This window comes from Collimonas sp. NPDC087041, from assembly GCF_044745265.1.
Taxonomy (GTDB): Bacteria; Pseudomonadota; Gammaproteobacteria; order Burkholderiales; family Burkholderiaceae_D; genus Collimonas.
The window spans coordinates 210,492-231,188 of sequence record NZ_JBIUZX010000002.1; the positions used below are offsets into that span (position 1 = coordinate 210,492).

General features: G+C 57.7%; 19 protein-coding genes. 9 read left to right on the forward strand and 10 right to left on the reverse strand.

The window, feature by feature from the left end; all coding sequences use genetic code 11:
- Window positions 1–32 precede the first annotated feature (32 nt).
- Window positions 33–1,481 carry an HD domain-containing phosphohydrolase gene (locus ACIPF8_RS04060; protein ID WP_400417355.1) on the forward strand — a complete coding sequence of 483 codons (1,449 nt, stop codon included), beginning with the start codon at window positions 33–35 and terminating at the stop codon, window positions 1,479–1,481.
- 8 nt (window positions 1,482–1,489) lie between these two features.
- On the opposite strand, the gene pcaF is transcribed toward ACIPF8_RS04060, so the two are convergent.
- From pcaF to ACIPF8_RS04075, 3 genes are read right to left on the reverse strand one after another with little or no spacing between them, the layout of a single operon-like run.
- A complete protein-coding gene (pcaF, locus tag ACIPF8_RS04065) occupies window positions 1,490–2,692 on the reverse strand; it encodes a 3-oxoadipyl-CoA thiolase (protein ID WP_400417358.1) in 1,203 nt (400 codons plus the stop codon).
- Between the two features lie 38 nt (window positions 2,693–2,730).
- Window positions 2,731–3,372 (reverse strand): 3-oxoacid CoA-transferase subunit B, encoded by a 642-nt coding sequence (locus ACIPF8_RS04070; protein ID WP_400417361.1) that lies wholly within the window; start codon window positions 3,370–3,372, stop codon window positions 2,731–2,733.
- Window positions 3,372–4,037, reverse strand: coding sequence for a 3-oxoacid CoA-transferase subunit A (locus ACIPF8_RS04075; RefSeq protein WP_400417363.1), 666 nt, complete (start codon window positions 4,035–4,037; stop codon window positions 3,372–3,374). The genes ACIPF8_RS04070 and ACIPF8_RS04075 overlap by 1 nt, the downstream gene beginning before the upstream one ends.
- Before the next feature lie 352 nt (window positions 4,038–4,389).
- Between ACIPF8_RS04075 and ACIPF8_RS04080 the strand changes: the two genes are divergently transcribed.
- Both ACIPF8_RS04080 and ACIPF8_RS04085 read left to right on the forward strand, forming a co-directional pair.
- A complete protein-coding gene (locus ACIPF8_RS04080; protein ID WP_400418183.1) occupies window positions 4,390–5,127 on the forward strand; it encodes an IclR family transcriptional regulator C-terminal domain-containing protein in 738 nt (245 codons plus the stop codon).
- Between the two features lie 205 nt (window positions 5,128–5,332).
- Complete coding sequence (locus tag ACIPF8_RS04085) at window positions 5,333–6,037, forward strand: glutathione S-transferase N-terminal domain-containing protein (protein WP_400417366.1); 705 nt, start codon at window positions 5,333–5,335, stop codon at window positions 6,035–6,037.
- 24 nt (window positions 6,038–6,061) lie between these two features.
- Here the strand turns inward: ACIPF8_RS04085 and ACIPF8_RS04090 are convergent, their stop codons facing one another.
- Complete coding sequence (locus ACIPF8_RS04090) at window positions 6,062–6,835, reverse strand: alpha/beta fold hydrolase (protein ID WP_400417368.1); 774 nt, start codon at window positions 6,833–6,835, stop codon at window positions 6,062–6,064.
- Window positions 6,836–7,056: 221 nt separating this feature from the next.
- Window positions 7,057–7,905, reverse strand: coding sequence for an aldo/keto reductase (locus ACIPF8_RS04095; RefSeq protein WP_400417370.1), 849 nt, complete (start codon window positions 7,903–7,905; stop codon window positions 7,057–7,059).
- 190 nt (window positions 7,906–8,095) lie between these two features.
- Between ACIPF8_RS04095 and ACIPF8_RS04100 the strand changes: the two genes are divergently transcribed.
- Window positions 8,096–8,764 (forward strand): YcbK family protein, encoded by a 669-nt coding sequence (locus ACIPF8_RS04100; protein ID WP_400417373.1) that lies wholly within the window; start codon window positions 8,096–8,098, stop codon window positions 8,762–8,764.
- Between the two features lie 35 nt (window positions 8,765–8,799).
- Here the strand turns inward: ACIPF8_RS04100 and ACIPF8_RS04105 are convergent, their stop codons facing one another.
- Entirely contained in the window at window positions 8,800–9,990 is a 1,191-nt protein-coding gene (locus tag ACIPF8_RS04105) for an acetyl-CoA C-acyltransferase family protein (protein ID WP_400417375.1), read from the reverse strand.
- Between the two features lie 196 nt (window positions 9,991–10,186).
- On the opposite strand from ACIPF8_RS04105, the gene ACIPF8_RS04110 reads away from it, so the two are divergent.
- A complete protein-coding gene (locus ACIPF8_RS04110; RefSeq protein ID WP_400417378.1) occupies window positions 10,187–11,038 on the forward strand; it encodes an alpha/beta hydrolase in 852 nt (283 codons plus the stop codon).
- Between the two features lie 3 nt (window positions 11,039–11,041).
- On the opposite strand, the gene ACIPF8_RS04115 is transcribed toward ACIPF8_RS04110, so the two are convergent.
- Window positions 11,042–11,911 carry a cupin-like domain-containing protein gene (locus ACIPF8_RS04115; protein ID WP_400417381.1) on the reverse strand — a complete coding sequence of 290 codons (870 nt, stop codon included), beginning with the start codon at window positions 11,909–11,911 and terminating at the stop codon, window positions 11,042–11,044.
- Window positions 11,912–11,955: 44 nt separating this feature from the next.
- On the reverse strand, window positions 11,956–13,194 hold the full coding sequence (locus tag ACIPF8_RS04120; RefSeq protein WP_400417384.1) for a multidrug effflux MFS transporter: 1,239 nt from the start codon (window positions 13,192–13,194) through the stop codon (window positions 11,956–11,958).
- Window positions 13,195–13,486: 292 nt separating this feature from the next.
- Here ACIPF8_RS04120 and ACIPF8_RS04125 point away from each other — a divergent pair, with 292 nt between their 5' ends.
- From ACIPF8_RS04125 to ACIPF8_RS04135, 3 genes are all read left to right on the forward strand, one after another.
- A complete protein-coding gene (locus tag ACIPF8_RS04125) occupies window positions 13,487–13,939 on the forward strand; it encodes a MarR family winged helix-turn-helix transcriptional regulator (RefSeq protein ID WP_400417387.1) in 453 nt (150 codons plus the stop codon).
- A gap of 245 nt (window positions 13,940–14,184) precedes the next feature.
- Window positions 14,185–15,120: an alpha/beta fold hydrolase gene (locus ACIPF8_RS04130; protein WP_400417390.1), complete on the forward strand. Its 936-nt coding sequence runs from the start codon at window positions 14,185–14,187 to the stop codon at window positions 15,118–15,120.
- Window positions 15,121–15,368: 248 nt separating this feature from the next.
- Complete coding sequence (locus ACIPF8_RS04135) at window positions 15,369–15,857, forward strand: YybH family protein (protein ID WP_400417392.1); 489 nt, start codon at window positions 15,369–15,371, stop codon at window positions 15,855–15,857.
- A 508-nt stretch (window positions 15,858–16,365) separates the two neighbouring features.
- Here ACIPF8_RS04135 and ssb read toward each other — a convergent pair.
- Window positions 16,366–16,863 (reverse strand): single-stranded DNA-binding protein, encoded by a 498-nt coding sequence (gene ssb, locus ACIPF8_RS04140; RefSeq protein WP_400417395.1) that lies wholly within the window; start codon window positions 16,861–16,863, stop codon window positions 16,366–16,368.
- Between the two features lie 118 nt (window positions 16,864–16,981).
- Window positions 16,982–18,181 carry an MFS transporter gene (locus ACIPF8_RS04145; protein WP_400418185.1) on the reverse strand — a complete coding sequence of 400 codons (1,200 nt, stop codon included), beginning with the start codon at window positions 18,179–18,181 and terminating at the stop codon, window positions 16,982–16,984.
- A gap of 289 nt (window positions 18,182–18,470) precedes the next feature.
- On the opposite strand from ACIPF8_RS04145, the gene ACIPF8_RS04150 reads away from it, so the two are divergent.
- The gene (locus ACIPF8_RS04150) at window positions 18,471–20,633 is read left to right on the forward strand and encodes a tetratricopeptide repeat protein (RefSeq protein WP_400417398.1); all 2,163 of its coding nucleotides are present in this window, start codon (window positions 18,471–18,473) and stop codon (window positions 20,631–20,633) included.
- The last annotated feature ends 64 nt before the right edge of the window (window positions 20,634–20,697 follow it).

The window sequence follows — 20,697 nt, forward strand, 5'->3', positions numbered from 1 at the left end:
TAATTGCCTCGACAAAAAAGAAAAATTTCACGATGAAAGACGAGCTGGTTTCCACTTCCGATGCATTGCTGACATTGGCCTTCATGGGCGACTTGAGCATGGGACAACCAGTCGATCACTCGAAAAGAGTGGCTTGGCTAGCGTGCGGCATAGCACTCGAACTAGGTCTGGAGCCAAAGATCTGCAGAGGCGTCGAACAGATTGCGTTGCTGCGCTGGGTCGGCTGCACTGCCAATGCGACCGAAGTGGCCGACATCATGAGCGACGATGTGCAGGGACGTCACGCCATGTTGAGGTTACAGCCTGCAGCCATCAAATTGCTGATCGCACCCAATATACTGCCGCGACGCGTCGACGAAATAAGAGCCATCCATTGCGAAGTAGCGGCACTGATTGCCACGACGCTTGGCCTGTCCCCTGCGGTGGTCACCTCGCTCGACTGTCTGTTCGAAACCTGGGACGGCAAAGGCCGCCCTGTCGGTCTACAAGGCGATGCAATCCCTTTGCCGGTCCTGCTAGTTCTGCTGGCAGGCGATCTGGAGATTTTTTATCGCGAGTATGGGTTACGGGCTGCATTGGAAATGATCCGGCAGCGCGCCGATGTCATCTACCCGCAGTACCTGACCGACATTGCCGGCAGGATGGCTGAGAGCCTGCTGAGGGAGTTGGATCAGGCCGGCGAATCTACTGCGCGTTCGGAGGCTGACGGCCACCTTGTCAGCTTGTCGCTAGTGGCAGATGCCATCGATCTCAAGTTACCTTGGCTAACTGGACATTCGCGTGCGGTGGCTCGCCTGGCAGGAACCATTGCCGCCCGGCTGGAGATGCCGCAGGCGGTCCAGGCTCGCATCCGCCGCGCCGCACTTCTGCACGGACTGGGCCGCGTCGCCATTCCCAACGCCGTGTGGAACAAGCCGGGGCCGCTCTCAATCGCCGACTGGGAGCGGGTACGACTCAACCCATACTGGACCGCGCGCGCCGTGACTCAGATCAGAGCACTGGAAAAGGAGGCGGAGATTGCCTCTTCAGTCTATGAGCGGCTTGACGGTTCCGGCTATTTCCGCGCAACCAGGCATGCCGCCACACCTATGGAACATCGCATACTGCCGGTGGCGACAACGCTGCTGGCGCTCCAGGCGGCGCGGCCGTGGCGACCGCCGCTGGACAACGACGCCGCCATCGATCACATGCAACGTCAGGCCGCGCTCAGCCGTCTCGATCAACGAGTCGTTGGCGTATTGGACGGCGCGCAGACAGTGCCGACCAGTTCAACACCGGCGCCGGCAACCAGCATCCTGTCGGCGCGCGAACTGGATGTGCTGCGCTGCATAGCCCACGGCGACAGCAACAAAGAAGCGGCGCGCAAGCTTGGATTGAGCCCTTCCACCATCCGCACCCACGTCGAGCACACCTTCCGCAAACTGGAATGCAACAGCCGCGCCGCCGCCACGCTCAAGGCATCCTTGCTTGGCCTGTTTTAAGCGTCCAATCAAACCCGTTCGATGATCAAGGCGATGCCCTGCCCAACGCCGATGCACATCGTGCACAGCGCATAGCGCCCGCCGCTACGCTGCAATTGATACATCGCGGTCGTCACCAGACGCGCACCGCTCATGCCGAGCGGATGACCTAGCGCAATCGCGCCGCCGTTCGGATTGACGCGTGGATCGTCGTCTTGCAGGCCCAGCAAGCGCAGTACCGCCAGCCCCTGCGAAGCGAATGCCTCATTCAGTTCGATTACATCCATCTGGTCAATCGACATGCCGAGTTGATGCAGCAGCTTCTGCGTGGCTGGCGCCGGGCCGATGCCCATCACGCGCGGCGCCACGCCGGCGGTGGCCATGCCGACGATGCGTGCGCGCGGCGTCAAGCTGTGCCGCGCTATTGCATCGCTGTTAGCAAGCAGCAGCGCGCAGGCGCCGTCATTGATGCCGGAGGCATTGCCGGCGGTGACGCTGCCGTCGGCGCGCACCACACCTTTGAGTTTGGCCAGCGTTTCGATGCTGGTCAGGCGCGGATGTTCGTCAACACTCACGGTCAACGGATCGCCCTTTTTTTGCGCAATCGCGACCGGCGTGATTTCTTGCGCCAGGATGCCGTTCTGTTGCGCCAATGCGGCCTTGGTCTGGCTGGCCAACGCAAATTTATCCTGATCGGCGCGGCTGATGCGATATTCGTCGGCGACATTTTCTGCCGTTTCCGGCATCGCATCGACGCCATACTGCGCCACCATTAGCGGATTCGGGAATCGCCAACCGATTGTCGTGTCGTAGATGGCGGTATTGCGGGAGAATGCGGTCTCGGCTTTGCCCATCACCATTGGCGCGCGCGTCATCGATTCGACGCCGCCGGCGATCATCAGGCCGGTATCGCCGGCGCGAATCGCGCGCGCTGCGCTACCGACCGCATCCATGCCGGAACCACACAGACGATTGATGGTGGAACCCGGCACTTGTTGCGGCAGCCCCGCCAGCAAGGCCGACATGCGGGCGACGTTGCGGTTGTCTTCGCCGGCCTGGTTGGCGCAACCGAAAATCACATCGTCGACCGCGCTCCAATCAACCTGCGGATTGCGCGCCATCAGCGCCCGCAGAGGCACTGCGCCCAGGTCGTCGGCACGCACATCTTTCAAGGCGCCGCCATAGCGGCCGATCGGAGTGCGGATTGCATCGCAGATAAATGCGTCATTCATGGCGTGTCACCTATAAGTGGTTTGACTGAATACAGTTTTCAGAGCGGCGGCAGCAAAGGCGCAGCAGTCACTTTTTGCAATTCATCGAATCCGAGCCCTTCAACCATTTCCAGTACTCGCAGCCCGGCAGGCGTCACATCGAGCACTGCCAGATCGGTATAGATGCGGTTGACGCAAGCGATACCTGTCAGCGGATAAGTGCATTGTGCGACGATCTTGCTCTCGCCGCTCTTGGCCTGGTGCTCCATCATGACGAACACCTGCTTGGCGCCGATCGCCAGATCCATCGCCCCGCCCACCGCCGGAATCGCATCGGCGGCGCCGGTGTGCCAGTTGGCCAGGTCGCCGCCAGCCGATACCTGGAACGCACCCAACACGCAGATATCCAGATGGCCGCCGCGCATCATCGCGAACGAATCGCCATGATGGAAATAAGCGCCGCCGGTCAGCAAGGTCACTGGCTGCTTGCCGGCATTGATCAGGTCTTCATCTTCTTCGCCGGGAGCCGGCGCCGGTCCCATGCCCAGCAAGCCGTTCTCGCTGTGCAGGAAGATCTCACGCTCTTGCGGCAGGTAATTGGCGACCTTGGTCGGCAAGCCGATACCGAGGTTGACGTAGGCGCCTTCGGGAATATCCTGCGCCACGCGGGCGGCCATCTGGTCACGTGTAAAACGATTCATCACAATGTCTCCCGCACGATACGTTGCACAAAAATTCCGGGAGTGACGATGTTCTCCGGATCGAGCTGGCCGAGCTCCACCACTTCGCTGACTTGCGCGATGGTGCACTTGGCAGCCATCGCCATGATCGGGCCGAAATTGCGCGCGGTCTTGCGATATACCAGGTTGCCCCAGCGATCGCCGCGGTGCGCCTTGATCAGCGCGAAGTCGGCATGGATCGGCGACTCCAGCACATACTGGCGGCCGTTGATCAGGCGCGTTTCCTTGCCTTGCGCCAGCAAAGTGCCGTAACCGGTCGGCGAGAAAAATCCGCCGATACCAGCGCCGGCAGCGCGAATGCGTTCGGCCAGGTTGCCTTGCGGTGTCAGTTCCAATTCGATCTCACCGGCGCGATACAGCGCATCGAACACCTGCGAATCGGCCTGGCGCGGAAACGAACAGATGATCTTGCGCACCCGCTTGGTCTTGAGCAGCGCCGCCAAACCGGTTTCACCGTTGCCGGCATTGTTATTGACGATGGTCAGATCGCGCGCGCCCTGTGCGATCAGCGCATCGATCAGCGCCGACGGCATGCCGGCATTGCCAAAGCCGCCGATCATCACGGTTGCGCCGTCGTGCACGTCGGCGATCGCTGCCTGCAGCGACTCGGAAATTTTGTTGATCACGCCTAGCCTCCTTGGCGAAGCAACTTTTGCCAGTCACCTCGCGAATATGTTCGATTATCGAACGAATGTCTGCTTATAGAACATAATGCAGTGTATTGGCAGCGTAAAATCAGCGTCAAGACGGCAAACCCGAATGTGTGCGGTGGCCGAACAGAATCTATAGAGACATCAAAGCGTGCCCTGCGAGGAAACCAGTATGGAAAAAGCCACAAGCAAGCCGGCAGCGAAGAAAGCGCGTGCGAAACCCGTTGCGGCAACAACGCCAGCAGTGAAAGCAACGACGGACGCTAGCATCCGCGCGGCAGCTCCCAGCATCGCCGACGAAATCGATGCCTTGACCGATCCCAGCTTCATGACTTCGCTGGCGCGCGGTCTGGCGGTGATCCGTGCATTCAGCGATCAGCGGCGCAGCATGACCATCGCCCAGATCAGCCACAAGACCGGCATCCCCCGTGCTTCGGTGCGGCGTTGCCTGCACACGCTGAAGCAGCTTGGCTACGCCGATGCCGACGCCAACAATTTCTCGCTCAAGCCCAAGGTGCTGACGCTCGGTTACTCTTATCTGTCATCGACGCCGCTGACGGTGTCGACTCATCCTTACCTGAATCAGATCAGCCGCGCCCTGAACGAATCCTGTTCGCTGGCGGTGCTGGAAGATGGCGAAGTGCTGTATGTGGCGCGTTCGGCAACCTCGCGCATCATGTCGGTATCGCTGAACACCGGCAGCCGCCTGCCGGCCTATTGCACCTCGCTCGGCCGGGTGATGCTGGCCCACATGGAGGACGACGCGCTCAACGCCTATCTGGACAAGGTCAAATTGAAGGCCTACACCGAACGTACGGTGGTGTCGGCCAAGCGCCTGCGGGAAATCCTGGCGGAAGTGCGGAGCAGCGGCTATGCCCTGGTAGAAGAAGAACTGGAAATCGGCTTGCGCTCGATCGCGGTACCGGTGCGCGGCGCGTCGGGCAATGTGCTGGCAGCGTTGAACGTGAGCGCGCAGGCGACTCGCATCAGTAGCCGCAAAATGAAGGAAGAATTTCTGCCGGTGTTGCAGCATGGGGCGCAGGAATTATCGATATTGTTGCCATGAGCTGAAGGCACGTGGCAACAATTTCCGGTGCCGAAATGGAAAGAACCGACACAACCCGCCAGCCGCCAACCGCGAATTTCATTTCGCGTTATGCTTCATCTCCTGCGCGTAACTGCTTGATCGGCAACCCCGAACAAAACTGAGGCAGCACCGGACGCTAACGGCTTTCCGGGCGAATCAAACACCACATCGAAAAGGATTTTTCATGAGCATTCTGTCGACCTTCCCCATCACCAAGAAGTGGCCCGCCCAACATCCAGAACAAATCCAGCTTTACTCGCTGCCAACACCAAATGGCGTCAAGGTCTCGATCATGCTGGAAGAAGCCGGCCTGCCTTACGAGGCGCACCTGGTCAGCTTCGAGACCAACGACCAGATGTCGCCGGAATTCCTGTCGCTCAACCCGAACAACAAGATCCCGGCCATCATCGATCCGAACGGCCCGGACGGCAAGCCGCTACCGCTGTTCGAATCCGGCGCCATCCTGCTGTACCTGGCGGACAAGAGCGGCAAGTTCATTCCGCAAGATGGCGCCGGCCGTTATGAGACGATCCAGTGGGTAATGTTCCAGATGGGCGGCATCGGTCCGATGTTCGGCCAGCTCGGTTTCTTCAATAAATTTGCCGGCAAGGATTACGAAGACAAGCGCCCGCGCGACCGCTACGTGGCTGAATCGAAACGCCTGCTGGCAGTGCTCAACCAGCGGTTGGCGGAACGCACATGGATCATGGGCGACGCTTACACCATCGCCGACATCGCCACCTTCCCGTGGATACGCAACCTGATCGGCTTCTACGAAGCAGGCGACCTGGTCGGCATCAAGGATTTCCCGCACGTGACGCGTGCGCTTGATGCATTCCTGGCGCGTCCGGCCGTGGTCAAAGGATTGACCATTCCCAAGCGCGGCTGAGTTCGCGCGGCATGGCAGCCGCCCTCAACTCCGGCCAGCGGCTGCCAGGATCAGCTTGGTGATTTCATCAGGATGGGAAATCAGCGAAAGATGGCTGGAGTCCACTTCGATGGTTGTTGCGTGCATACGGTTTGCCAGGAATCGTTCCAGATCGGGCGAAGTGGTCCTGTCGTTGGTCGAGACCGCATACCAGGTTGGCTTCGAGCGCCATGCCGCCTGCGTGGTGCGCGAGGCGAACAGGGTATTGGATATGGGGCCCTGCGCCGCATAAAGAACGCGCGCCTTGGCCGGCGCAATATCACCCGCGAAATCATGCAGGAAAGCGTCTTCGCTCAACTGCGCGAAATCGCCCGATTTGACCAGGCCGGCGCTGGCTGGCGGCGTCGGAAATTTCGCGGCCAGCGCAGCGTAATCCTCACCGGCATCCGGGGCGCGCGCGGCGACATACACCAGCGCAGAGACTTTCGGATCGACACCGGCTTCACTGATCACGGTCCCGGCCCACGAGTGGCCGACAAGCACCGTCGGCCCGTCCTGCAGCGCAAGTGCGCGCCGTGTTGCCGCAACATCGTCGGCCAGTGACGTCAGCGGATTCTGAACCGAAGTCACATGCAAGCCGGCTTTCTGCAGGCGGGCAATCACCTCATCCCAGCAAGAACCGTCTGCGTAGGCGCCGTGCACCAGCACCACGTTGCGTATTACCTGCGCGGATGGTGCAACCTGGGCCATACCCTGGCTGGACACGATTGCTGCAGCGGCGCCGACCAACAGCGCAGCGGTGAATGACCGTATGCTCATTTCATGTTTCCTTTTCATCTGGTGGGGGAATGACACAGAAAATCTGCGTCAAGCTGTGCACGGACGTTGCGTTTGTACATCGCCGCGCTGATCCGCTTGATGCCGTGTTGCATGCAGTATGGGGATTACACGGTGACGGATGCATTACCCTTTGGTGACAAAATTGTCGTCATGCAAGCAGCCCAGCCAGGACAAATTGGCACTCCGGCCGCAATGGCAAGCTATCTCATATCGAGCGGGGTGCTACGCGTTGGTGGAGGAAATGCTTGGTCGATTTCCCGCAAATCCTGCGCCGTAAGCACGATATCCTGCGCAGCGCGATTCTCGCGCACATGCTTCGGATCGACAGCTTTCGGAATGACGATGACGTTTTCTTGCTGTAGCAGCCAGGCCAGCGCGATCTGTGCCGAGCTTGCCCCATGCCGTTCGGCGATCGATTTCAAATGCGGATTGCCCAGCATTCGACGCTGCTCGCCTGGAGAGGATTCGAGCGGCGAATAGGCCATCACCGGTATCGCACGCGCTCGACACCAAGGCAGCAGATTCCATTCAATGCCGCGCCGCGCCAGGTTGTACAACACCTGGTTCACGGCATTGCTGTCGCCGCCGGGCAGTTCGCCTGCCTCCTGCATATCGTCAGTGTCAAAATTGCTGACGCCGAAATCGCGGATTTTCCCTGCCTGCTTGAGCGCCTCGAACGCTTCCAGCGTTTCAGCAAGGGGAACAGAACCGCGCCAATGCAGAAGATAGAGATCCAGATAATCTGTGCCGAGCCGCCGCAAACTGCGCTCGCAGGCAGCCTGCACACCGCGCCGATCGGCGTTATGCGGGTACACTTTGCTGACCAGGAAAGTCTCGGCACGACGGCCATGGATCGCCGCGCCCACAACTTCTTCTGCCCCGCCTTCAGCGTACATCTCCGCCGTATCGATAAGATGCATGCCGAGATCCATGCCCAGCCTAAGCGCGTCAATCTCGCGCTTTCTTTGCGCCGGATCTTCCCCCATGTTCCAGGTGCCCTGCCCCAACACAGGAATCGCGCTTCCCGATGGTAAAAGTAAAGTCTTCATTGTTGGCTCGATCCGCAAGGAAAATGATCTGGAATTGTATTAGAACGCATTTCATTCATCTCCGTCAGGCGTGCTCCGAACGCGCACGAATTGCTCACGCGTTGATACCAGCTCCTTGTTCTTTCCACAGCGGCTACTCAAACCCTGAGTGGTACGATAAAATTGCTCATCTCACCACATATGGAATGCCATGTCTTCGCGCCGAAAATTCCTGCAAAAGAGCTTGTTCCTGACCGCCTCCGGACTCTTCTCCACTCAGCTGGCATTGACGTCATCGAAGGCGTCCGCCAAGGACACAGCAGTTGCCGCCTCGTCAGACGCACAAACACTGATGGAGCCGCCGCCGGATATCTTTGACGCGCAATTGGTGGACATGGAATTCTGGCTCAAGCCAAGAGTGCTGGAAGTGACGCGCCCGGCCAGCGGCGAAAGCGCCAAGCTGCTGTATTGGAAAGACGGGGAAATTCAAGAGTCCGCCTATCAGCAGCTATGCCATCTGCTACGCGATGTGCAGGGCAAGAAAACGGTGCCGATCGATCCCAAGCTGCTCGAAACCCTGTGGGGCACACAGGCTTTCATTGCGCGCTATGGGATAGTCCAGCCGCTGGAAATCCTGTCGGGATATCGCACCCCTTCGACCAATCAGCATTTGATTGAAACCGGCGTGCCGGCAGCGCGCAAATCACTGCATCTGGAAGGCCGCGCCGCCGACATCCGCCTTGCGCAACTGGATGCGGATGTGCTCGGCGGCTTGATACGCAGCTTCCGCCAGGGCGGCGTCGGCTTCTATTATCGGCCAGGAAACCGCGGCGGCTGGATTCATACCGACACCGGCTTGCAGCGCACCTGGAAAGGCTGATCAGCCTTTCCAGCTCCACAGCATTTACCCTAGGTTCAGATGCGCTCGATGATCAGCGCAATACCCTGACCACCACCGATGCACATGGTGATCAAGCCATAGCGCTTGTTGGTGCGGATCAATTCATACAGGCATTTGACCGCGATGATGGTCCCGCTCGCGCCTAACGGATGGCCAAGCGCGATGGCGCCACCGTTAACATTGGTCAGCGCCGGATCAAGGCCCAAACCTTTACACACACCCAACGACTGCGCCGCGAACGCTTCATTCGATTCGATCACTGCCATGTCGCTGAGGTTAAGGCCGGCGCGCTTCAACGCCAGCTGGACTGCCGGAATCGGGCCGGTTCCCATGATCGTTGGATCAACGCCCGCCACGCCATAGGACACCAGGCGCGCCAGCGGCTTTAGACCGGCTTGGGCGGCGGCATCTGCCGCCATCAGGACGCAAGCGGCGGCACCGTCGTTGATACCGGATGCATTGCCGGCAGTGACTGTGCCGCCCTCTTTCTTGAATGCCGGCTTGAGCTTGGCCAACGACTCCATGGTGGCATCGGCCTTTGGATATTCATCCGTATCGAACACCGTGACGCCTTTGCGCGTCTTGATTTCGATCGGCACGATCTGCGACTTGAAGTAACCGGCCGCAATCGCTGCGGTCGCGCGTCGCTGACTTTCCAGCGCGAACGCATCCTGCTCTTCACGCGAGATGCCGTATTTCTCCGCCACATTTTCAGCGGTGACACCCATGTGACCGCCGCCAAACGGATCAGACAAGGCGCCCACCATCATGTCGACCATCTTGATGTCGCCCATGCGCGCACCCCAGCGAGCTGCCTGGGTTGCATACATCGAACGGCTCATGCTCTCCACGCCACCGCCGACCGCAACATCGGTCTCGCCAAGCTGGATTGCGTTAGCCGCCGTGATGATCGCCTGCAAGCCGGAACCGCACAGACGGTTCAGCGTCAGTGCCGTGGACTCCTTGCCCATGCCGGCATTCAAACCGACCACACGCGACACATACATGTCGCGCGCTTCGGTATGGATGACATTGCCGAATATGATCTGGCCGGCCTGGAGCGGATCGACACCGGCACGCGCAAACGCTTCCTTGACCGCAATCGCCCCCAGTTCGCCCGGCGCAAAATCCTTCAATGCCCCGCCATAACTGCCAATAGCCGTACGGGCAGCGCCAACGATAACGACTTCTCTTGTATTTGCCATGTCTATCTCCTTGTTTATCTGATGATACGAACTGCAATGCCAGCGACCTGATTGGCCGCAAAATCCTGGCAATAACGTTACTTTAGCAGGCATCCGCACAGCCATCGCAAATGACTGCCACGACAACAATTCCAAGGATTACAATGGGCAAAGGGAGGGCCGCATCGATTCGTGCCCGGCGCGGCCACATTGGCTCATGAAATACATCAAATACAAGAAAGTCACCGGCATGGGCGGTATCGTAGCCCTCGGGTGGCTGATTTTCACTACCGCGGTCGCGGTTACCCAGCGCAAGCTGATTTTCAAGCCGGCTCGCAGCAGGGAAGTCGCACATCCCCACAGCATCGGGCACCGCTCCCGGCTGATCGCGTTGCGCAGCACCGATGGCACCCGGCTCTCAGGATGGCTTCTGACGCCACGCGTGCCCGGTCCCCATCCAGCCGTAGTGTATTTCGGCGGCCGCTCGGAAGAAGTCTCTTGGGTCGCACGCGACGCCTGGCGCATGTTCCCCAACATGACGGTACTCGCGATCAATTATCGCGGCTATGGAGATTCGGAGGGCGTGCCGGGCGAGCTGAAAATGATAGAAGACGCGCAAATGCTGTTCGACTGGTTTGCCGAGCATCGCCATATCCTTGCCGGACAAATTGCTGTGGTCGGACGCAGTCTTGGCTCGGGAGTTGCCGTACAGATCGCGGTTAGCCGGCCAGTCGCGGCGGTAGTGTTGATTACCCCTTACGACTCGGTGCTGGCCCTCGCCAAGCGCCGTTTTCCGTCAATCCCGGGCTTCGTTCTCAAGCATCGCTTCGATTCAGTCAAGCATGCGCCCTCGCTGTCGGCGCCAACATTCATCATTCGCGCCGCCTCCGACGACGTAGTGCCAGCCTCGCACACCGATCTGCTGGTGGCCAAATTGACGACCACACCGCAGGACGAAACCATCGCCGGCTCCGATCATTACAACATTCCCTATCTCGAAACAACCCAGGAACGGATTGCTGATTTCCTGACAGCGAAATTTAAAAAAGCCCCCGAGTCTGCGGACTAGAATTCATTTCACATCGACTCGGCAACGCTTTAGAGACGCATCCCCATTCAACGCCAACGGCAGCGCCCTGGCCCATCGGTTGGCCGACAGTGAAAAGGTCAGCGCGCGAACCTGGTGATACCACCCCGCCGGTACATACAGCAGCTCACCTGGTTGCATGATGCACTCGATCATTGTCGCCTGGCGGGCAAGCGGGAACTTGTCGAAATCCGGGGCCTCCGGATCAAACGGAGAGCCGAACAGGATCGCGTTCGCTTCGCGCGGGTAAAGGAATTCGTCGTGATGCGGCGGTGACAGGAAAATACGCTTGCTGCCCCAGATCTGCGCAAAAATATTATCGTCATAGTCGCAATGCAGCGGCGTCACGGTTCCCGCTGGACCAAGCCAAAAACGCGGCGGCCCCATCTTGTTAAAGTACGCGGGCCAGTGGCACAGCGCATTCAACTCACGCAACGCCAGGTTGCCCAGATACGGTGGCAGGTCCTGCGCGTTATCAGCGACCAGGTCCAGGTATGCCAGCAGCGACATGTCCTGCATCGCCCGGTCGGGCGCGAACGCGGTGTTGATATAGTCCCCCACCCTGGCGCGCACATGCAGCGCGCCGAAGCGCTCGCGCAGCGTTTGCGGCGTGAGGGCTGACAATGGCCACTTGTTGACAAGCCCGGTGATAACGAATGGCAAGCCCGCTTCAGCACGCAAGCGAAAAGCCGCAGCGTCGAGGCCGCCGATGCGCGGCACTGCCGACATGGCTGGAAGGCCGCGCGCCACACGTCTTATCGCTTCACGCATTTCGTGGATCGAAGTGACTCCGCGAACCAGCGCGTCCTTGCTCTCACGCGCCTGTTTTTGGAGCAGCGCGTCTTCTGGCGACATGGCCGTCGATGACGGCCGGGGTGGCGGCAAACGTGACACGCTAATTAACTCACGCCGGTCGTGGTCCGATTGTCAGCAGTTGCCAACGATGCGACTGGGCGCTCGAAGTGGCGCAGAAATTTGCCTACCGTAAGCATGACGGTAAGACCGACGATGACGAAGAAGACTGCTATTGGAGTAAGGCTATGGAATGGCACAAACCCGGCCAACGCCATCATGCCCGACGAAACAAGTATCAACGCGAATCCAAGAATGGCGCTCGTCAGCCCCGCAATATGAGGGAAAATCGAATTCCCCTTACCCATCAAGGTGGGATACATGGCGCCGGCGCACAAGCCCATGACCAGGACTGGCGCCATCAAGGTCCATACGTTCAAGCCAATCGTTACCGACAGAATCAGCATCGCAATTGCCGCACCGGTCATGACGCGCGCACCGATGCGAAGGCGTTGTTCCGACGTCGGCAAACGCGGATGATGGATTCGATTGGAAATGCCGCCGATAAAGTACATGAGTCCGATTGCCAGGGCCAGGTAGCCGAAATAAGTCGGCGGCTTGTGCAGGGTGTCTTGCACAATAAATGGTCCGACGATGTTGAACACCAGAATAATGCTGTAGCAAAGCCCTTGCGCGAGAAAGCAACTTTGGAAAACCGGGCTCGAAAGCACCATGCCGGCGTTCTTGACGAGCGTTTTCGGATTCAGGTGTACCGGATGCTTGAGCGTTTCCTTGTACCGCCAGAGAAAACCCCACATCACGAATGAATAGATCAGCAGAAAGGTCAGGCAGGAACGCCAGCCGAAGCTTGTCTGCAGATGTGCGCCAATGACGGGCGCGAGGATCGGCGCCAGCCCCCATGCAGTGGCCATGTAAGTAAACACGTGCATCAGCGCCTGCCCGGAGAACGTATCCGTGATGATCGCCTTGGCGAGCAGATTGGTCGCCGCTATACCGAAGCCCTGCAGGGAGCGCGCCAGGACAAAGGTCTCCAGGTTGCTTGCAGTCAGCGTCAGCACGCAGCCGGCGGTAAACATGGCCATTCCCAGCGCAAGCATTTTTTTGCGGCCGTAGGCATCAGACAGGGGACCAAAGAGCAGTTGTCCGAATGCATAGGCCACCAGATAAATCGTCACGCTCGACTGAATCGCCTGCGCCGAGGTTTGAAAAAAACGCGCCATCGTCGGTAGTGCGGGGACATAGATATCAATTGCCAGCTGGCCCGCAGAGGCAAGCATGCAAATGAAAAATATCAGGAAACGAGGATTGTTCGCAGTTTTGTTCATGAAAAAGGTGGTGCCAGACGTGTGAAGAGTGCGTATTTTGACGACTTATCCAAGTCTCTGCTGGCGAAGGCCCAAAACATGGAAAACTACGCTTGTTTGCGTTTTGCCAAGATCGAGGTTACGCCTCAAAAATCAGGGTTGTGTTTTTAGGGCAAACAGGAAAAAACGCAGCCTTTCCCCCTCGGTATCAGAACTACGAATACCTAAAATCTAGCTGAACGACTTGCATATAGTCTTATATGAGACTATATTTCACTCTGCTTCTACTCGCGCTCAAACAGAAAAAATCATTATGACAATTCTTGTGCCTGACTCGTTACCTGGCCCATGCAACAATACATCCGTGCGCAAAGCCGCCCGACATTTAACGAGGTTTTATGATTCTTGTTTAGCCAAAGTGGGACTTCGCGGGACTCAGTACTCGATATTGAATTTACTGGGCCAACATGGGCCTACTACCATGTCCACCTTAGCCGAGAAACTCACAATGGACCGAGCTACCATGGGCCATAACTTGCGCCCGCTGGAACGCGACGGACTTATTACAATTTCAGTGGGCCTAGTGGATCGCCGCGAGCGGGAAATTGCGCTGTCCGACTTGGGGCGTCTCCGCGAGGCTGAGGGTAAAAGGCAGTGGCTCAAAGCGCAAAAGCACTTTGAGAGAGAATTCGGTGCAGAGGATGCGCTCGCTATGCGACGAGTAATGCAGCGTATTGCGAATATGGAATTTTCGGCATTTGACTAAATAACCCATATCAGGATGGCTTGTTGCGCGCGTGTATGGATTGATTGTTGCAAAATTTTTTTAGCTCTAAATATGGGCATATAAGACTATATACATGGATGCTAATCCGAATATGTGATCCCCTCCTGAATCAATGGCGGTCTGCCGGCGGCAAGTTATGGCGATGTCACGGTGAAACAAATCGGCTTGAACGGAAAACACTCGCCTCATCCAATGAAGATATCAACGAAAGAAAGGCCTCGCTTATGTACTCATCAATCCGACGCATTGCGGTTGCTCTCGTCAGCGTGCTTATTGCCCTGGTCACTACACCTTCTTGGGCTAGCACAATTTTGTACAAATATATGAGTGTCGATGGCATCAGTATCTTTTATCGAGAAGCTGGAGATAAAACTAAACCGACGATTCTTTTACTTCACGGATTTCCTTCTTCATCGCATGAATTTCGAGAGTTGATCCCCCAATTGGCAGACCAATTCCATGTGATCGCGCCAGACTATCCTGGAATGGGTTACAGCGAAGCTCCCACGGCGGAAAAGTTTGCACCAACATTTGACGGTCTTGCCAATATCACCGAGCAGCTGCTGGAAGAGCTTGGAGAGAGCCACATGATCGTCTACATGACAGACTTCGGTGGACCGGTCGGAATGCGCATAGCTGTAAAGCATCCAAATTGGATTGCCGGCATGATTTTCCAAAATGCAGTCATCTCCCTTGCCGGCCTTGATCCTGCGCGGCTAAAGCGTGACGAGGCGATTTCGGGCGCCGCTAATGCGCAGAAGCGCGCTCTTGCAGAAAGCCACGTTTCAATGGAGACGGCCTTGTTGCTGTATCAGCATGGCGCGCGTAACCCCGCAGGATTAAATCCGGACGCATGGACCAATGACGCTGCGGCATTGGCAAACCCGGCTAGCAAGCGAATCATGACCGATTTGCAGTTCGACATACCGTCAAATATCGCCTCATTCCCCGCGTGGCAAGAATACTTGCGAGTTCATCAGCCGAAGACACTCGTAGTCTGGGGGAAGAACGATCCTATCTTCTCACCTGATGGCGCCGAAGCTATAAAGAAAGAAATCCCATCAGCTGAAGTTCACTACTACGACACGGGTCACTTTGCATTGGAAGAAGAGCATGTCGATATCGCACGGCAAATTAAGCGATTTTTTGGTCATGGATAAAACTACTCGGCACATAAGTTCGATGGCGTGAATTGAAGCGCCTTCCTTGACGCCACCCGCTGCGCGCATACCAGTAATTTTGAAACTATCTAAAAGGTTCGTCATGAAATTGATAGATTGAAAAAAATATTTGATATTGATCAATACGTTTGATCGACGCTCGCGAGCACCCGATGTCGAACACCTCTCCTCGTGATGTCGTGCTATCGACAAAGCGGATATTCCCCCTAAAATAGGAAACTCTAAACATGAATCACCTTATGAAAAAAATAATCGCTGCCACTGTAATGGCATTTCTCGTCGCCGGCCCGGCCATGGCGACCGAAGATGATGCCGCATCAGATATCCAGGCAGTTCGCGCGCTATTCCTTCGGCAGGCGGCAGGGGCAACTGCCAATGACATCCATGAAATGGAGGCGGTTTTCGCTGTTACGCCTGCTGGGCAGCCTGATCCCGTGTCCTTTGTCGCACGCGCCTACCGCTACTGGGGCCGCGAGGCGGTCCTCGCACATTTTCGTAGAATATTTGCCGGTACTTGGCGATTCGAACCTGATGAAGCGGCGATCCAAGTGACCATGCTAGGCAAAGATGTCGCACAGATATATGCCCCCACACGTGTCACTGTGGGTCCTCCCGGGCAGCCGGCGACGACCTCACAGTTTCACATGACAGAGTTCGCAATTCGCACCTCTGATGGTTGGCGTATCGCCACCATTGTTGCCGTACCTGCGCAATAATCTGAAAATAAATGTCGATTATCAGGATTGATGCTTTGTGAATCGTCCACTGTCTGAGCAGACTTGCGAACCGGCCCAAGGCTTAATATGCGCGTCGGATTGGATATCCAATAGCAAGTTTGCAAAACCCGTCGGACCTTCTCTTCAAGTCGTTCTTGGAAATCAACTCCCATCTGCTCCAGCACTTGGGACCTGAAAATCACGGAATGAGTTGCCGCAGCGAGAGTAGGTACAGAGAGGTTCCTGGCTCTGAGCCAAGTCAAACGTAGAGGGCGACATTGAAGTCAGGAATACCTGTCTCCCGATCGATGAGCGCAGGGAGCCTTTCATCGAAAGCAAATACAAGATTGCGAGCCTCAAGCGATTGGGAGGCTGACACTTATTTATTTTCTTTGAAGTTAGTAGATAAGTTTTTATTAAATCAAACTACAACTTCTGAGTAAGCAAGAAAAAACCCACTCCTCATATAGAGAAGTGGGCCTGATGTTCTAAACCGAAAAGTCAGGTGTTAGAACGGAATATCGTCATCCATATCCGAGAAGTTCGGCGCCGGACGTGAAGCCGGTGCTTGTTGGCGAGCAGGAGCTGCCGGGGCGCTGGTGTTCTGGCGGGCCGGTGGCGCGCTGCTGTAGCCGCCGCCGTCGTCCATCGGGGCGCTGCCACCTTGGCCTTGACGGCTGCCGAGCATTTGCATGGTGTCGGCGATGATTTCGGTGGTGTAGCGTTCAGCGCCATCCTTGTCTTGCCATTTGCGTGTCTGCAGGCGGCCTTCGACGTAGATTTGCGAGCCCTTTTTCAGGTACTGGCCGGCGATTTCTGCTAGTTTGCGATAGAAGGTGATCCGATGCCATTCGGTCAATTCTTTCTTTTCGCCGCTGTTCTTGTCTTTCCAGCTTTCCGTCGTTGCCACGGCAATGTTGGTGACTGCTTCGCCGTTCGGCATGTAGCGCGTTTCAGGGTCGCGGCCGAGATTGCCGACGATGATGACTTTATTGACCGATGCCATGTAATTCTCTCCTAAATACCAATATCTTGAAAATGCGTTGAAAACTGCGCCTGATGCATGGCGCCCGCAGGCGCTTGTTGTCTTATGTTGCCTGGTGGAACATGCTGCGCGGTGTGAGCTACGCTGCTGCGGCCGTGGTTGATGTCTGGCCGCGACGCGGTAAATTTTTCATGCTGGATGCGATTATAAGCCAGCACAGGGTTGCTGCCGCTCCTAAAATGAAAACCGATGGTGCGCCGACATGCTGTTTAAGAAGTCCTCCTACGGCGCCGCCGCAGAACAAACCCAATGCCTGCATGGTGTTGTAGACGCCCAGTGCAGCGCCCTTGGCGGCCGGCGGCGCAATGCGCGACACCAGCGACGGCTGGCTGGCTTCCAGCACATTGAAGGCAATGAAGAATCCCAGCAGCAACACCACCAGCCATTGCCAGCGAATGATTTCCAGCGAAAAAGTCAGCAGCAGGCCAAGTTGCACGATCAACAACAGGGCGACGGCGGCCACCAAGACTTGCTTCATCTTGCCCTGCTTCTCGCCGACGAATACCGGCGGCAGCATCAGCGCAAAAGACGCCAGGACCACCGGCAGATAGATCTTCCAGTGCGACTCGACCGGCAAGCCGGCGTATTTGACCAGCGCCGCTGGCATCACCACAAACATCGCCATTTGCGTCATGTGCAGCGCAAACACGCCGTAATTGAGGCGCATCAATTCGCCGTTGCGCAGTATCTCCGACCACGCCACGCGCTTGGCCTTGACCAGCGGCGCTGACGGCACCAGCCACACCACCACGGCAATCGCCGCCAGCGACAAGGCGCCGGTCAGGCCGAAAATGCCGCCCATGCCGACCCATTCATACAGCAAAGGCGAAACGATCAGCGACAGGGCGAACGTCAAGCCGATCGAACCGCCGACCAGCGCCATGGCCTTGGTGCGATGCTCTTCACGGGTGGAATCGGCGATGAAGGCGGTGACAGCGGCCGAGATGGCGCCTGCGCCCTGGATCGCGCGGCCGACGATGACCCAGTAGATGTTATCCGCGCCGGCCGCGATAAACGATCCCAGCGCAAACAGCAGCAAGCCGATGACGATGATCTTCTTGCGACCGTACTTGTCGGAAGCGACGCCGAACGGGATTTGTCCGAACGACTGCGCCAGGCCGTAGATACCCATGGCGAGCCCGACCAGGGTGGCGTTATCGCCGCCGGGCAAGGTCTTGGCGTGCACCGCAAACACCGGCAGGATCAGGAACAGACCCAGCATGCGCAAGGCAAAGATCGACGCCAGCGAGGCACTCGCCTTGACTTCGGCGCGGCTCATGCCGCTGCTGATTTCGCTATCGTTGGAAGTAGACAAACTATTCATGTTGAGTATGACCAGAAGACATGTTCGAGCCTGACGGACAGATACTGCTCGTCGCAGCCCGGGGCTGCATGGTGACAGGAATCGCAACCCAGTATAGTAGCAGGGATTAGATGCCCCGTAACCCGCGCTGGGCCTGATCGCAACGCTGCTGCTTTGCTCGCGGCGGATGGCGCGACCGGCCTATGGCCGCCAATTCGCTGAGGTACAATCGACAACTGGCCATTCCCGCTCCTCAAACGCCTTTATGCCCGACAAACAAGATATTTCGACTGCAACATCGTCTGATGGTGCAGCGCCAGTCGCTTCGCCGCAACCTGCCACGGAACTGTTTGAATCGGCTCTTGCCGCGCATCGGGCAGGCCTGCTGACCGAAGCCGAGGCCGCTTATCGCCAAATTCTATCGGTCGATGCTACGCATGCCGATGCCAATCACCTGCTGGGAATCATTGCCCTGCATAGAGGCGATTTGGCGGAAGCCGAAACACTGATTCGCAAGGCGCTTGCGTGCCAAGAAGACGCAACTTTCGTCGGCAACCTGGGCAGCGTGCTATTTGAAAGCGGGCGGCCGGCCGAGGCGGAATCTGCATTCCTGCGGGCACTGGAACTGGCTCCGAATTTCATAGAAGCACACAACAACCTGGGTAATCTGTACAACGGGGCAGGCAGATTTTCCGAAGCAGAAGACAGCCTGCGCCGCGCGCTGGCACTCAACCCCGATTACGTCGACTCTCTCTTCAATCTCGGTAACCTTTTTTACGCGACCGCAAGACTGGCGGAGGGGGAAGCCGCTTTTCGCCGCGTGGTGGCATTGCGGCCCGATTTCGCAAAAGCGCACAACAATCTGGGCAATCTGCTCCTCCTGGCCGGCAGGTTTGCCGAAGCAGAAGTCAGCTTGCGCCTCGCATTAACGCTGCAGCCGGATTTCGTGGAGGCACTCAGCAACCTGGGTATCGTGCTGCAGGAAAGCGGACAGTTTGCCGAAGCGGAACTATGCTTGCGCCGTGCACTGGAATGCAATCCCGATTATGCCAAGGCACTCTATAACCTGGGCAACCTGCTGCACCTGACCGGGCGCCCTGCCGAAGCGGAACTCGCCTTTCGCGCCGTGCCGGAGCACAGCCCCGATTTTTCAAACGCGTACAACAACCTGGGCAACATGCTCAACGAAGCCAGAAGATTTACCGAATCGGAAATCGTCTTGCGGCGTGCGCTTGAGTCGAACCCGCATTTGGCGGAAGCGCATTACAACCTGGGCAACCTGCTCTTCGAAACCAAACGGATCGCCGAGGCGGAAGCCGCTTACTGCCGCACGCTCGAACTGAAGCCGGATTTCGTGAAGGCACATGGCAATCTCGGCAAAATATTCCACGAAAGCAAGCGGCTTGATGCAGCAGAAGCGGCCTGCCGCCGTGCATTGGCGCTGAATCCTGATTACGCAGAAGCCGCTTACGGTTTGAGCCTGTTGCTGCTCAACCGCGGCCACTATGCGGAAGCATGGCCCTATCATGAATTACGCTACTCCCCAAGCCGGGCAACCCACAATATTGCTCTCCCCAGCCTGCCTTTCCCCCAATGGCAAGGAGAGTCGCTGACCGGAAAATCGTTGCTGCTTTGGTCGGAACAGGGATTGGGGGATCAGATCCAGTTTTCCCGGTATGCCTCCATGCTCAAGCAACGCGGCGTCTCCCGCCTTACCCTGGTTTGCGCGCCGGCGCTCAAGTCCGTCTTGGAAACCATCGAAGGCGTAGACGCCGTACTTGCTGAAACCGAGCCCATGCCGCTGCACGATTACTGGTCGCTGTTGATGAGCGTACCGCTGCATGTCGGCACCACGATTGAAACGATTCCGAATCGATTGCCGTACCTGCATGCCAACCCCGAACGTGTAAACGCATGGCGGCTGCGGTTGCCTTCGCAGAATCTGAAAGTCGGCCTGGTCTGGTCCGGCAATCCGCGCGTCGCCGACTTCACCGCCAATGCCATCGACCAGCGGCGTTCGATGCATGTGCGGCAGTTCATGCCGTTGCTGCAACTGCCCGGGATCACGTTCGTCAGCTTGCAAAAAGGCGATGCGGCACATGCCCAGCTGGCAGAATTTCCGGCGGAATTGCGTCCTCTCGACATGATGGCCGAAGCCCGCGATTTCGGCGACACGGCTGCCATCATCCAGAACCTGGATCTGGTGATCAGCGTCGACACCTCGGTCGCGCATCTGGCCGGCGCCCTCAACAAGCCGGTCTGGGTGCTGTCACGGTTCGACAATTGCTGGCGATGGCTGGAAGAGCGGGAAGATTCGCCATGGTATCCCGGTGTCGTGCGCTTGTTCCGGCAACCGTCCCCCGGCGATTGGGCAACGCCGATCGCCAATGTCCGCGATAACTTGCTGCTGCGCCTGCAGCAGAAATAGGCTGTCACGCTGCCCGGCACCGTCATTCACCAGGCATGACGGGCCGAGCAAACTCCAAAATCCC

Bases quoted from the DNA above. Each gene is read 5' to 3' on its own strand.
- ACIPF8_RS04060 (WP_400417355.1), top strand. From the start codon at position 33: ATGAAAGACGAGCTGGTTTCCACTTCCGATGCATTGCTGACATTGGCC.
- pcaF (WP_400417358.1), bottom strand. From the start codon at position 2,692: ATGAATGACGCATTTATCTGCGATGCAATCCGCACTCCGATCGGCCGC.
- ACIPF8_RS04070 (WP_400417361.1), bottom strand. From the start codon at position 3,372: ATGAATCGTTTTACACGTGACCAGATGGCCGCCCGCGTGGCGCAGGAT.
- ACIPF8_RS04080 (WP_400418183.1), top strand. From the start codon at position 4,390: ATGACTTCGCTGGCGCGCGGTCTGGCGGTGATCCGTGCATTCAGCGAT.
- ACIPF8_RS04085 (WP_400417366.1), top strand. From the start codon at position 5,333: ATGAGCATTCTGTCGACCTTCCCCATCACCAAGAAGTGGCCCGCCCAA.
- ACIPF8_RS04090 (WP_400417368.1), bottom strand. From the start codon at position 6,835: ATGAGCATACGGTCATTCACCGCTGCGCTGTTGGTCGGCGCCGCTGCA.
- ACIPF8_RS04095 (WP_400417370.1), bottom strand. From the start codon at position 7,905: ATGAAGACTTTACTTTTACCATCGGGAAGCGCGATTCCTGTGTTGGGG.
- ACIPF8_RS04100 (WP_400417373.1), top strand. From the start codon at position 8,096: ATGTCTTCGCGCCGAAAATTCCTGCAAAAGAGCTTGTTCCTGACCGCC.
- ACIPF8_RS04105 (WP_400417375.1), bottom strand. From the start codon at position 9,990: ATGGCAAATACAAGAGAAGTCGTTATCGTTGGCGCTGCCCGTACGGCT.
- ACIPF8_RS04110 (WP_400417378.1), top strand. From the start codon at position 10,187: ATGAAATACATCAAATACAAGAAAGTCACCGGCATGGGCGGTATCGTA.
- ACIPF8_RS04115 (WP_400417381.1), bottom strand. From the start codon at position 11,911: ATGTCGCCAGAAGACGCGCTGCTCCAAAAACAGGCGCGTGAGAGCAAG.
- ACIPF8_RS04120 (WP_400417384.1), bottom strand. From the start codon at position 13,194: ATGAACAAAACTGCGAACAATCCTCGTTTCCTGATATTTTTCATTTGC.
- ACIPF8_RS04125 (WP_400417387.1), top strand. From the start codon at position 13,487: ATGACAATTCTTGTGCCTGACTCGTTACCTGGCCCATGCAACAATACA.
- ACIPF8_RS04130 (WP_400417390.1), top strand. From the start codon at position 14,185: ATGTACTCATCAATCCGACGCATTGCGGTTGCTCTCGTCAGCGTGCTT.
- ACIPF8_RS04135 (WP_400417392.1), top strand. From the start codon at position 15,369: ATGAATCACCTTATGAAAAAAATAATCGCTGCCACTGTAATGGCATTT.
- ssb (WP_400417395.1), bottom strand. From the start codon at position 16,863: ATGGCATCGGTCAATAAAGTCATCATCGTCGGCAATCTCGGCCGCGAC.
- ACIPF8_RS04145 (WP_400418185.1), bottom strand. From the start codon at position 18,181: ATGAGCCGCGCCGAAGTCAAGGCGAGTGCCTCGCTGGCGTCGATCTTT.
- ACIPF8_RS04150 (WP_400417398.1), top strand. From the start codon at position 18,471: ATGCCCGACAAACAAGATATTTCGACTGCAACATCGTCTGATGGTGCA.